We start from the raw sequence: 12,077 nt of genomic DNA on the forward strand, positions 1-12,077 counted from the left end.
GGGAAAGTGGATGTACGCGGATCGGTACTGACCTCAACTCCCCTTCCGATGCAAAACACGCAAATTGTTGGTAACTGACGAGACACCCCCTACACCCCGGGCGACCGTCTCAGCCTCGTTTTTCTCGTCTTCGGTCAGCACCGATCCACTAAGTGTCACAGCGCCGCTCTTCACACGGACCGCTATCGCTGAAACGTCAAAGCCCAAGAATTTTCCAAGCTGCGTTCTCACCAATACTGCCAGGGCGCGGTCAGCTTTCCGATCCGTCTTGACACCCGCGGATGCCGCGTGAGCACTGGTTGTGGACGTCGGTTGTTGCGCATACGACACGGAGCATCCCGCGATGGTGATGCACACTACGACTGCCACTGCTAAAGGATCGGACATGGTCGCCACTTTAAAACTCCTCCTGGTGAGTCACGCGCTTCGTGCAAACAAACAGCAATGGTCTTTGCACAGCACAAAAGTACCGATAGTCATCCTGCGCGACCGATTCCAATGCGCTCCCGAACTAAAATGGCAGATTTCCTCGGCGCCAACTTTATCGAGTAAGTGCGGTGTTGTCGCGCAACGACGACGCAATCACGCCAAACCGCCAGCATGCCCGGCCAGTCCCCTCGTGAGAACTCAAGGCTGCTGATCCCGTCGCGCACGCCCGACATTGCTTCCGCGGGAACTTCGGCCATGTCGAAAATTTCCCCCATTGAAGAAATCACCTCACCGGCACGTTCCCTGCCTGCCTCTGCATGTTCGATGACATCCTCAATTCCCTGCGTTGCTCTGGACGCCGACTCACTGAGAGCGTTCGCGATGACCCCTTTTCCGCGACTTGCCTCTGCCGACCGGTCGGCGAGCTTGCGAACCTCGCTCGCCACGACCGCGAACCCTTTCCAGCTTCACGCGCATGCTCTGCCTCAATCGTTGCGTTGACCGGCAGGGACCCTTCCCCTTGTCTCATCGTTGACGTACGTCTTCAACACCTTCCCATGATCGACGATCTCTTCGGCGACCCTAGTCCTACAGATGTTGCACACGCCAGTGCGACGGCTGTGCGGCAGAAACCCGCCAGCCGAAAGCCCTGCAGCGAGGATCGTCGTGCTGTCTTGAACCTCCACTGAGTGACCACTTGGCTTAGACCACTACCTGGTACGACATGTTGGGCCCCTGGAACTCGACGCGCAGTCCCGACCTGTGCCCGATCTGCTGCAAGAGCAACGAGCGATCGGAGCTAAACGGAGACTTAACTTGGTTATGCAATTATTGTAAATGGAAGTTAATCCTGTCGCCGTAGGCGTTAACACTGAACCTGCCTGGCAAGTCGGGGGATTGGGAAGCAGCTTCATGCGCTGCTCCGCACAGGGCATCGGGGCCACCCGCCCCGCATCAATGTATCCGACCTTCACCCAGGGTTTTTCTTACCTGCCTCCGCCAACATTGCGCTTGCAACTCAAATGAAGCCATGATGCAATTCAATTGCGCATGCAAGTGTTTCCCATGCAACTTAAAGATCAAGAATCAGAGCGTGGTCGTCCAACCTGCCACAGCGCCACATATCAATAAGTACAACTATTTAAATTAATAAAAGCCCGCGGTAACAAAGGAGACAGGTAACTTGCAAACGACACATCGGAGCACCGCCAGCTCGCTTTCGCGCCTACTGCTCGCACCGTCCGCAGTCATGCTGGCAATGGGTACGCCCGTGACCGCGTTCGCCACGGAGGGAGGTGGCTCGATCTATCCAGTGGGGGGCAACACGGTCCTTGCAGGCATCATGCCTCCACCCGGTGACTACGTCTATCTGTACGGGGCCCGGTATGACGCGAACCACACGCTCGACAGCAATGGGAACGACAAGACCAATATCAGCGATTTCAACGCTCATGTGAACGCGTTCGCTGTGCGCTACGACCATGTCTGGAATGGCATCAGTTTTCTTGGTGCCAATCTGATGACTCGTGTGGGGGTACCTTTTGTGGACTTGCACTTGAGTTTCGACGTCAAGACACCGAAGGGCATCGTCCATCAGCAGTCCTCGGACACAGGATTGTCTGATGCTGCGATCATTCCGCTTGCGCTCGGATGGCACAGTTCCTGGCTACATCAGATGGTTGGCGTTGAGCTGTTTTTTCCGACTGGGGATTATGACGTGCATCGAGTCGCGAACGCGGGAAGGCACTATTATTCGGCTGCTCCCGAATACTTCTTCACGTTGACGCCGACTCCAAGCATCGAGGTGAGCGCCAAGGCCTTGTATCTGTTCAATGGTCCGAACAACGAGACGAATTACCATTCCGGCAACGAACTGATCATTGACTACGGCATAGGTTACCAGGCAACACCAAAAATCCAGTTTGGAGTCAACGGATACTTCTACCAGCAAACCACCGATGACACACAAAATGGTGTGAGGGCAGGAGACGGGAATAAAGGCCGCGTGCTGTCGGCAGGTCCGTTCATCAAATACCAGCCGACGAGATCGTTGGCATTCGCCGCCAAATGGCAGCACGAAATGCTTGTCGAAAACCGTACACGTGGCAACCGCTTCTGGATACAGATGGCCTACAAGTTTTGATCGATTGCCGCAACTGCGCCTTCTCAGCCCGAAGGCATGACGCAACGTCCGAAGGCATGACGCAACGTCACTTCTCGTTGACCTGAAGATGCAGCTCTTCCTCAATGCTATCCAGCCGGGCATAGACATCGATAAGGGTTTTCTTGAAGACCTTCACCGTTGCAGGCGAAAGCGAGTTCACCGCCACCTCTTCGAAGTGCTGGGCAATGGGCATCAGTTCGGCCACGAGTCGAGCACCCTCCTTGGTCAGCGCAATTGCAACCGTCCGGGCGTTGTTCTCGAGTCGGCTACGGGAAACCAGACGCATTTTTTCCATCGTGCCAATGAGCCTCGAGAGCGTCGACAGCTCGATGGTTGTCATCTCAGACAGGTCGTTCAGCCGTTGGTCCGGGGTCTCCTTCAGCGAAGCCATCACCCGGTACATCGGCAACGTGACCCCGTAGGAGGCAATACGGCGCGAAAACAGTTCGCCCATACGTACCCCGACGCGGTTGAGAAGATAGGGAACGGAGTCGGTGAGCTTGTACACGGATTGGGTCCTGTGCGGTCATGGCCAAATTCTATCAAAGCAACTGTTCCACGTGGTTAATTTTCATTGGCAACTATTGCTTTTGCAAGTATATTGTCTTAAGGCTGCTGTATTACCGAATACCGACCAGGAAACACCATGGAAGCCCTGTCAGTACCCCATCCTCAACTAGGCGATTCTTTTCGCGCTGCGATGCGGCGAATCACTTCCACCGTGACTATCGTGACGGCTGACGACGGCAGCCGTCGTCACGGCATGACGATGACTGCCGTCAGCTCGCTTTCGATGGACCCGCCCTCCATGATCGTCTGCACACATCAGTCCACCTTTTTGCACGACATCCTTCAATCGGCACAAAGCTTTTGCGTGAACGTTCTGCGTCGGGATCACGTCGCGGTTTCGACTGTCTTCAGTGGCAAGGCACCGCCTGAGGAGAGATTCCAGGTCGGAGAATGGATCGTCGAAAATAGCATTCATCGGCTCTCCGACGCTCAGGCAAATGTTTTTTGCAAGAAAGTGGCCGCGGTGCCTTTCGGCACCCATACGATTTTTATCGGAACGGTTACCGACGTTCGGTTGAATGACGATGGGGAGCCGCTTCTATATCGAAACGCATCCTATTGCTGACCGATTCCGGGTCGACCATGACGAAATCCCCAGAGACATATCCAGTGAGGCGACATGATGTTAGCTGATGACAAGGAACTTGAAGCTGTTCTCCCCCCGTCCGCTCAAGCTCCATCCGCCGACGTGCTGCGTGACCGGATCGCTGCATTGGGCAAGACCCTGCTCGAGTACGCGGCACAGGTTGAGATCGACCGACGCGTGTCAATGGAAAGCATCGAAGAGCTGCGGGCTATCGGTTACTTTGATCTGCTCAAGCCGCGAGCCTTCGGCGGATACGAGCAGGACTTTTCGGTGCTTGTCGACCTGAACATCGACCTCGCAAAGTGGTGCGCGTCCACGGCGTGGGTTGCTGGTCTGCTATCAGCGCACCAATGGCTCGTGGCAAGCTTCCCGCAACAGGCGCAGCACGACGTATGGGACAGTGATCCGAACGCCCTTGTATGCGGCTCGTACGCTCCTGTTTGCAAGGCGGAGCCGGTCGAGGGCGGTTATGTGATCAGCGGCCGCTGGAGCTTCGCGAGCGGTTGCGATTGTGCACAGTGGTCTCTCTGCGCTGCAATTCTGCCAGCCACCGGGGAGCGCGAAGCACCGGCTCCAGCGTTCCTGCTCGTCCCGGAAACAGATTACAGGATTGAAGACACATGGCATGTCATTGGTCTTGCCGGCACGGGAAGCAAAACGCTGGTTCTCGACAAGGTCCTTGTCCCCGCCCATCGTGCGCTGCTTTTTTCGGAAACGACATCCGGAAACACGCCCGGAGCTCGACTGTACGGGCAACAGCCGGGTTTCTCGATTCCCATGCTAAGTGCTATCCCGTCCTGTCTGGCTTCCGTCGCCGTCGGAACGGCGCAAGGCGCGCTGCATGACTATCTCGAGCGCACCAGTTGGCGCGTGACGCGCGGTGCGGTGGCGGGCGCAGCCAACAAAATGGCTGAGTTTCCCACCATTCAACTCCGTGTGGCTGACGCAGCCGCCAGTTGCGACGCAGCCAGGAAGATCCTGCTGGCTGATCTGCGGGATCGTGAGGCTACCGTTAAGGGTGCCAAGGAAATCACTGTGGAAGACCGCATCACAAGCCGCCGCGGACAGGCGTTTGCGGTTTCCCTGGCGATTCGCGCGACGGAAGCATTGAACGCGTCGACGGGCGGGCAAGGGCTGGACGTTTCCCATCCGGTACAACGCGCATGGCGCGACGCAAACGCGGTCGGCCGCCATATCAGCATGAACTGGGACACGGTAGGGACGATGTACGGACAGATGGCCCTCGGTCTCGAGCCGAAGGGTCAATATTGAACGGAGCGGGAAATGAAATTTAAGGCAGAAATGAAAATTGCTCTTGAGGAACACTTCGCGATCGAGCAGACAGTTCAGGACTCAGCGGGGTTTGTTCCCCAATCATACTGGGGAGAACTTAAGTCCCGCCTGCTCGACCTGCACGAGCGGCGCATCCGCGAGATGGACGAGAACGGCATCGAACTGATGATTCTGTCGTTGAACGCCCCCACCGTTCAGGCCATTCCCGACACCAATATCGCATACGAATTGTCGCGACGCGCAAACGACTATCTGGCTGAGCAGATCGCGAGGCGGCCGGATCGTTTCAAGGGGTTCGCAGCTCTTCCGATGCAATCCCCCGAGCTTGCTGCCCGGGAACTGGAGCGATGCGTAACCGAACTCGGCTTCGTCGGCACATTGGTTAACGGCTTTTCCCAAAGCGAGAACGACGGAATCCTTTACTACGACCTGCAGCAGTTCCGCCCCTTCTGGGCGACCGTTCAGAGGCTTGACGTACCCTTTTATCTGCATCCGCGCAACCCGCTCACGGCACACGCGCCTATCTATGATGGGCACCCGTGGCTGCTCGGCCCGACGTGGGCCTTCGGACACGAAACGGCGGTCCACGCACTGCGCCTGATGGGCTCCGGTCTGTTCGATGATTACCCGGATCTGAAGATCATTCTGGGCCATATGGGGGAAGGACTTCCCTACAGCATGTGGCGAGTTGACAACCGCAACGCATGGGTCGAGACAACGCCGAACTATCCGGCGAAGAAGCGAATTGCCGATTACTTCCAGGCCAATTTCTGGCTGACGACGTCAGGCAACTTCCGGACTCAGACGCTCGTCGACGCAATCCTCGAGATCGGCTCGGATCGCATTCTATTTTCAGCCGACTGGCCCTTCGAAAACGTCGATCATGCTGCGCAGTGGTTCGACTCGGCGTCCATCAGCGATAACGATCGCATCAAAATCGGCCGCACAAATGCAGCACGACTTTTCAAGTTCGAAGTTTAACAAGGCAGTTTCCTCACGCCCGGTGATACAGACGACACGAGGGATGGCGCAGGGCACCGGCGTTACACTGGAGTGAGACACCATGCAAGAAGAAGCTATTGACGTGCATGAAGAGCTGGCCAGTGCCAGCATCGGAAAAACACACATCAGTCTGGGCGTCATACTCACCCTGCTTACGATGTTCGATGGATACGATACGTTCAGTCCGGCGTATGTTATCCACTACATACGGGAACCATGGTCCCTCTTGCTGCAGCAGGCCGGCATGCTCGTGTCAAGCGGACTGATTGGGTTTCTTTGTGGTGCTGCCTTGCATGGGCTCATCGCTGACAGACTCGGACGAAGGGACACACTCATCAGTGGCCTCTGGATAACCACCGTCTTCTCGATACTGACTGCCCTGTTCGCAGGCTCGTTTACTACCTTTTGCGTTCTGCGCGTACTCACGGGACTTGGGCTGGGCGTTCTTCTTCCGCTTTCCACTACCTATATCAACGAACTGGCTCCGCGCCGGGTAGCCAACACTTTTTCCCTCTGGGGCGTGGCGCTGGGCTGGGCGTTGGGCGGGGCCGCGGCCGCCATCATCGGAGTTTTTCTTACGCCCATCACGGGCTGGCGAGGACTCTATTGGGTGGGATCCCTTTCCGCGTTTCTCATTCCGCTGCTGTACATGTACCTTCCCGAATCACCCAGGTTTTCCCTGCTGCGCGGACGAACAGATGAAATCAGAGTGATTCTCGCAAAACTCCGTCCAGAGCGTGCCGACCTGTATCGTGTTCTCCCGTTGCTCACGCCGCAAATCTCCGCACGCGCCACCGCGTCCAGCCTCATCAGCGCGCACAGACGGCTGTCGTTCTCTATCTGGCTGACAAGTTTCCTGAGCCTTTTCTGCATCTTTGGGCTGTCTGGCTGGATCCCAACTCTAATGCAAGCTCGCGGGGAGAGTTTCGCGACAAGTTTCGCTTTTGGCGCCCTGATGCAGATCATGTCGCTCGTCGGCGGACTGGTGTGCGGATACATCATCGACCGGCGTGGCGCACCCCGCGCATGGCTCAGTGCCTGGTGGCTGGGAGGCGCGGTGGCAGTTGGTGGACTTGTATTTTTTCATGGCCACCTGAGTAACCTGATCTTCTGTGCCTTGACGGGCTTTTGCGTCATCGGCGCTCAGTTCATGCTCAACAATTTCACCGCTCATTCGTACCACACGGATGTCAGGGCAACAGCCGTTGGCATGGAGCTCAGCGTCGGCCGGCTTGGCGCGATTCTTGGCCCGTTCATCAGCGGCTCGCTGCAACAGGTGTTTCAGGGGCAGAACATGATGCTGCTGGCGATGAGCGCAGCTGCAGCTGCAGCAGGGATCAGCATCCTTTTCGCAGTTAAAACCCGCAGCGCCTGTTCCGAACCAAACGAGATCTCCAGCACGAACGCAACCGTACGCACTGTTTAGACCGTTTATCAAGAGCACATTATGACTGACGCGACAACGATAGCATCTGTGTCCTTTATCTACGAAAGCTTGCCTAGCCGCGTCATTTTTGGTGACGGGACGCGTGTCAAAGTGAAAGAGGAAGCAGAACGCCTTGGCATCGCGCGCCCTCTCATCTTGCATAACCCCGCCCACGCTGTGATTGCAGAGGCTATCGTCGAAGACCTTGGCAGACAACATGTTGCTACTTTTGGTGGCGCACAGATGCACACGCCAATCCAGGTAACGGAAGAAGCACTTGCACTTGCCGCTGACGCAGGCGTTGACGGGGTGATTGCGATTGGCGGAGGTTCAACTACCGGACTTTCCAAAGCGATCGCATTACGCACAGATTTTCCTCAGCTCGTTTTGCCGACAACGTACGCCGGTTCCGAGATGACGCCAATCCTCGGCGAAACACGAGATGGTGTCAAGACCACGATCCGCTCGCCTAAAGTGCTGCCGGAAACCGTTATATACGACGTCGACCTGACATTAGATCTTCCAAAGGCTCTTTCCGGCGTCAGTGGGATGAACGCAATCGCCCACGCCGTAGAAGCCCTTTACTCAAAAGAAGCAAACCCCATTGTCAGCTCTCTGGCCATTGAGAGCATTCGGGCATTCGCTCAGTCGTTGCCTGCCATCGGTTCGAACGCGCGCGACCGCGCCGCCCGCAGCAAGGCGCTCTACGGCGCGTGGCTCGCGGGCGTTTGTCTGGGCTCGGTCGGCATGGCCTTGCATCACAAGCTCTGCCACACATTAGGCGGCACGTTCGACCTCCCTCACGCAGAGAGCCACGCAATCGTGTTACCGCACGCGCTCGCCTACAACGCACCAGCGATTCCCGCAGTTATGGAGCGGCTGTCTGAGGCTTTGAATCATGCGGACCCGGCGCAAGCGCTCTATGAAATGAGCAGAGCTATCGGGACACCGATGGCCCTTTCCGAAATCGGCATGCCTGAAGACGGTGTGGATAAGGCCGTTGAGCTGGCGCTTGCCAATCCGTATTGGAATCCGCGACCTCTAGAGCGAAATGGCCTGCGAGATCTGATTGGACGCGCATACGCTGGTGTACCACCCATTGCACGACTCATGTCTGATACGGCTCGCTAACCAAGGACAAGTGATGAACACAAACCGCAAATACAATTTCCCGCTATTTCGGGAAGAGGATTCTGCCGCAATCGTTAATGCCCGCATCGGCTCGAACGTCGACGCCCGAACCCATCTCATCGCCGAGACAGTCGTGCGCCATCTACATGCGGCAGTCAAAGAGATCGAACCCACTCACGATGAATGGCATGCCGCGATTAGATTCCTCACGGATACCGGCCATATGTGCACCGACTGGCGACAGGAGTTCATTCTCCTGTCGGATGTACTCGGCGTATCGATGCTGGTTGACGCCATCAATCACCGACGGCCCGATCAGGCAACCGAAAATACCATTCTCGGACCGTTTTTTGTCGAAGGAGTGGAGGCGTCGCCCCATGGAGTCGACATTTGCAAAGATGGCAAGGGGGAGCCGCTCGTAGTCGTTGCGTCCGTCCGCGATACCGAAGGCAAGCCCATTCAGGGAGCAGTCATCGACGTATGGCAGACGAATGATGATGGATTCTACGATGTTCAGCAGAAAGGGATTCAGCCGGAGGGAAACCTCCGGGGGAAATTTGTATCCGATGCTGACGGCGCCTTCTGGTTCAAGTCGGTCAAGCCCCGACACTACCCTATTCCGGACGACGGTCCGGTGGGCAAGCTTCTGCGCAAGCTCGGACGACACCCGAATCGTGCTGCACATATGCACTTCCTGGTTCAGGCGCCTGGGTACGACACTGTCATTACGCACATCTTTTCCCCCGACTGTCCTTGGCTCGCCGAAGACACGGTCTTCGGCGTCAAGGAGAGCCTCATCGGCAACTTTGTCAGTCACGCGGATCAGCATGAAGCGAGATCGCTTGGATTCACAATTCCATTCTGGTCGGTTCATCAGGACTTCGTTTTAAACCGGACGAAGACAGGTTTCTTTGTTTCGCCTGGCGCTTGAAAAACAACTTCCCGGCTAGACCTGCCATGCGGTCGGCGACGAGGGTATCCGGTCCCGCGAAATAGCAGATGCCATTGCCGCGCGCCGCGATGTGCCCGCCGAGAGCATTCGCGCTGACGAACTTATGCTGCCAGGCTACTTTGGCTCCTCGTAGCGGTAGTGACGCTAGACCTCGCGGCATCGAGCGCAATCACTCGCCGGGCCCTCGGCTTGGAGCCCACTCAGCCTGGCCTGACCGAGGACTTGGACCGCAGTCATTACTTCCCTGCCGGCTGACAGGCTGGCGGCAGAAAGACGGTAGAACGCAAGAGACTATGTCGCCAGAACCAGACTGCGGCCCATTATGGACGCTTGCTAGTTGGTATGCGGAGCCGCTCGACAAGGCGTTCCAATAAAACCTCGATAGAATTTTTTCACTCAGCGAAGGGGAGATGCGTCTGCCCTTCTGCGCGCATTCCGAACGTGTTGAGCGTCATCGCAACGAGCGCGTAATAGCCGAGCAATCCGACGAGATTCACGAGGACGGTATGACCGAAGCGCGCGACAGCGGCGTCATACGTTGCTTCGCTTACGCGCTTCCTGTCATAGAGCTCAGTGGCCAAATCGAAGATGATCTTGTCGTCAGCATCGACAAATGTGGGCGTTTCTCCTGTGCGCAAAGCCTCGGCGAGTTCGGTTGGCAGGCCGGCTTCCAGCGCAATCGGACAATGGATGTGCCATTCCGCCTGCGATCGCCAGCGCGCCGCAGTCACGAGAATAGCAAGTTCGGAAAGGCGCAGTGGCAAACCGGTGTTGTAGCGGCAGAACGCGCCGAGCTTTTGGGCGTTCTGCGCGAGCTCCGGGCTGAAGATCCAGCCGAGGAACGGCCCATTCAGACTGCCGCGCGGGCCACTCAGAATGTCCTCTAAAACGGCCTTCTGTTCGTCGGACGCGGTGGCAATCTGGAAATCGGGAAGTCGTTTGTTCATAATTCGATTGATGTCCGTGAGGTGTTCATGAGGCATTGTTCAATGCTTCCAGCGGCCGCGAAGCACTCCGGTTCGGCGAACGGCGCACCGATAATCTGCACGCTGAACGGCACATGACTGCCGCGCAAGACGGGAGCCGTAACAACAGGCAGTCCGCCGAAGGACACCGGCTGAGTCAACATGAGGAGATGCTTTGCGGGTTCGAGTTCCTGACCGCCGACTGTGACAGTCGCGTCGGTGAACCTCTGTGCGGCGAAGGGGGTGTACGGCGCGAGCAGGACGTCGAAGTCGGTGAAAAGCCGTGTCATGCGCGCTCGGAAGTGCCGTTGATAGTGCCGCGGACGGCCGTACCACGCGGCTGGACTCAACACCCTCGCGAGCAGGCGCTTGCGCAACGGTTGTCTCCCGGTGCGTCAAGCAGATTCGCGTGCGCGGTCGCGACCTCCACGTTCGAGACGATCGTCGCGGCACCACGCACGAGTTGCATATCGTCGTTGGACATTTCGATTGATCCATGCGGCCCGATGAGCGATGCTGTTTTCAGCACCGCGTCCCGCGCTCGTTGAATGCGTACGTTTCGAACCACCCGCTTAATATCGACGCCTTGAAGAAGATCATACCTCAGTGTTTCGCACGAAATCGGCGGGCACGGGCGGCCCCCAAAGATACATTGACTCCTCGGGAGAAAAGTCACCGGCTGGCCACACGTGGCCAGCCGAAACAAAATCGATATTCGCCGAGTACTCGCAAAAGGATCCCCAAGGGTCCTGAACATAGTGGAAGTAATTTGAACCGAGAACATGTCGGCCAGTACCCCAACCTTTTTCATATCCGGCCGCCGCCATTTGCGCCGCACCCTGACCGACCGCATCGACGTTATCCACGTCCCAGGACGAATGATGCCAGCCGCGCGCGTGGCTTTTCGCAAACGCCACGAGATGATGATCGCAGCCGTGCGGCGCGTGCGTGAACGCGATCAGGTCCTGCGACTTGTCCGACAGGCGCAGACCAAGCACCCGCTCATAAAAATCGACCGCGCGGAGCACGTCAGGTGTGAATAGTAAAACGTGAGAGAGTCGGTGCGGCTTGACATGTCGTACCTCAGAGCGCGTACAAGTACCGCGCACGTTGGCGGTCGCGCCCACGCTCGCTCTGCCCGTCTTGACATCGGGACTTGTCTTTGGACCTATCGCGACCTGGACCAGATTGCCGTCCGGATCGCGAAACCAGAAAGCCTTGTCGTCGTTACCGTCTGGCGAAGGAATCAACTCACCGCCTCCGGCTGCCGCCTGATCGCGTAACACAGGTAAATCCCGCTCAAAACAGTTGAACCGCAAATACGCCAATGACTTTCGTCCGGCAGCGAAAATGCGAGCCCAACGATGCCCATCCGCAGCCCGCAGTTCGAGTTCCTGCGCATCCACGCCCGCTGGTGTGACATCGAGGCCGAACGCGTCGAAGAATCTCTGCGCCTCGCTGAGGGATGGCACGTTGAGCGCAAAATGGTCAATCGAGTGCACACCGGCCCGGGATTGTGCCGCTATAGATTTTGTCATCGTAATCTCCTGAAGACAGAC

At 57.2% G+C, this 12,077-nt stretch carries 12 protein-coding genes and 2 pseudogenes; 7 read left to right on the forward strand and 7 right to left on the reverse strand.

Annotation, left to right across the window (positions count from 1 at the left end):
- Nucleotides 1-33: 33 nt before the first annotated feature.
- The 3 genes and pseudogenes from BM43_RS39825 to BM43_RS42800 all read right to left on the reverse strand — a co-directional run.
- The gene (locus tag BM43_RS39825; protein ID WP_080742200.1) at nt 34-387 is read right to left on the reverse strand and encodes a BON domain-containing protein; all 354 of its coding nucleotides are present in this window, start codon (nt 385-387) and stop codon (nt 34-36) included.
- Between the two features lie 89 nt (nt 388-476).
- Nucleotides 477-878, reverse strand: a pseudogene (locus BM43_RS39830) (hypothetical protein); the annotation flags it as partial.
- Nucleotides 879-914: 36 nt separating this feature from the next.
- Nucleotides 915-1,118: pseudogene (locus BM43_RS42800) on the reverse strand (2Fe-2S iron-sulfur cluster-binding protein); the annotation flags it as partial.
- Between the two features lie 494 nt (nt 1,119-1,612).
- Here BM43_RS42800 and BM43_RS37050 point away from each other — a divergent pair.
- Entirely contained in the window at nt 1,613-2,572 is a 960-nt protein-coding gene (locus tag BM43_RS37050; RefSeq protein ID WP_036050505.1) for a SphA family protein, read from the forward strand.
- A 67-nt stretch (nt 2,573-2,639) separates the two neighbouring features.
- On the opposite strand, the gene BM43_RS37055 is transcribed toward BM43_RS37050, so the two are convergent.
- Complete coding sequence (locus tag BM43_RS37055; RefSeq protein ID WP_036050502.1) at nt 2,640-3,101, reverse strand: MarR family winged helix-turn-helix transcriptional regulator; 462 nt, start codon at nt 3,099-3,101, stop codon at nt 2,640-2,642.
- A gap of 138 nt (nt 3,102-3,239) precedes the next feature.
- Here BM43_RS37055 and BM43_RS39835 point away from each other — a divergent pair, with 138 nt between their 5' ends.
- The 6 genes from BM43_RS39835 (at nt 3,240) to BM43_RS37075 (ending at nt 9,532) form a co-directional block, all read left to right on the forward strand.
- The gene (locus tag BM43_RS39835; RefSeq protein ID WP_036050499.1) at nt 3,240-3,728 is read left to right on the forward strand and encodes a flavin reductase family protein; all 489 of its coding nucleotides are present in this window, start codon (nt 3,240-3,242) and stop codon (nt 3,726-3,728) included.
- 57 nt (nt 3,729-3,785) lie between these two features.
- Nucleotides 3,786-5,021: an acyl-CoA dehydrogenase family protein gene (locus tag BM43_RS37060; protein ID WP_036053197.1), complete on the forward strand. Its 1,236-nt coding sequence runs from the start codon at nt 3,786-3,788 to the stop codon at nt 5,019-5,021.
- A 12-nt stretch (nt 5,022-5,033) separates the two neighbouring features.
- On the forward strand, nt 5,034-6,023 hold the full coding sequence (locus BM43_RS37065; protein WP_036050496.1) for an amidohydrolase family protein: 990 nt from the start codon (nt 5,034-5,036) through the stop codon (nt 6,021-6,023).
- A gap of 82 nt (nt 6,024-6,105) precedes the next feature.
- The gene (locus BM43_RS37070) at nt 6,106-7,470 is read left to right on the forward strand and encodes an MFS transporter (protein ID WP_042286083.1); all 1,365 of its coding nucleotides are present in this window, start codon (nt 6,106-6,108) and stop codon (nt 7,468-7,470) included.
- Between the two features lie 21 nt (nt 7,471-7,491).
- Nucleotides 7,492-8,601, forward strand: coding sequence for a maleylacetate reductase (locus BM43_RS39840; RefSeq protein WP_080742202.1), 1,110 nt, complete (start codon nt 7,492-7,494; stop codon nt 8,599-8,601).
- A gap of 13 nt (nt 8,602-8,614) precedes the next feature.
- Entirely contained in the window at nt 8,615-9,532 is a 918-nt protein-coding gene (locus tag BM43_RS37075) for a dioxygenase family protein (protein WP_036050494.1), read from the forward strand.
- A 413-nt stretch (nt 9,533-9,945) separates the two neighbouring features.
- Here the strand turns inward: BM43_RS37075 and BM43_RS37080 are convergent, their stop codons facing one another.
- The 3 genes from BM43_RS37080 to BM43_RS39850 form a co-directional block, all read right to left on the reverse strand.
- Nucleotides 9,946-10,500, reverse strand: a complete 555-nt coding sequence (locus tag BM43_RS37080; RefSeq protein ID WP_036050492.1) for a carboxymuconolactone decarboxylase family protein — start codon at nt 10,498-10,500, stop codon at nt 9,946-9,948.
- Nucleotides 10,497-10,871, reverse strand: a complete 375-nt coding sequence (locus BM43_RS37785) for an amidase family protein (RefSeq protein ID WP_227743043.1) — start codon at nt 10,869-10,871, stop codon at nt 10,497-10,499. The genes BM43_RS37080 and BM43_RS37785 overlap by 4 nt, the downstream gene beginning before the upstream one ends.
- Nucleotides 10,872-11,114: 243 nt before the next feature.
- Entirely contained in the window at nt 11,115-12,056 is a 942-nt protein-coding gene (locus BM43_RS39850) for a VOC family protein (RefSeq protein ID WP_080742203.1), read from the reverse strand.
- Between the last annotated feature and the right edge of the window lie 21 nt (nt 12,057-12,077).

This window comes from Burkholderia gladioli, assembly GCF_000959725.1.
GTDB classification, from domain to species: domain Bacteria; phylum Pseudomonadota; class Gammaproteobacteria; order Burkholderiales; family Burkholderiaceae; genus Burkholderia; species Burkholderia gladioli.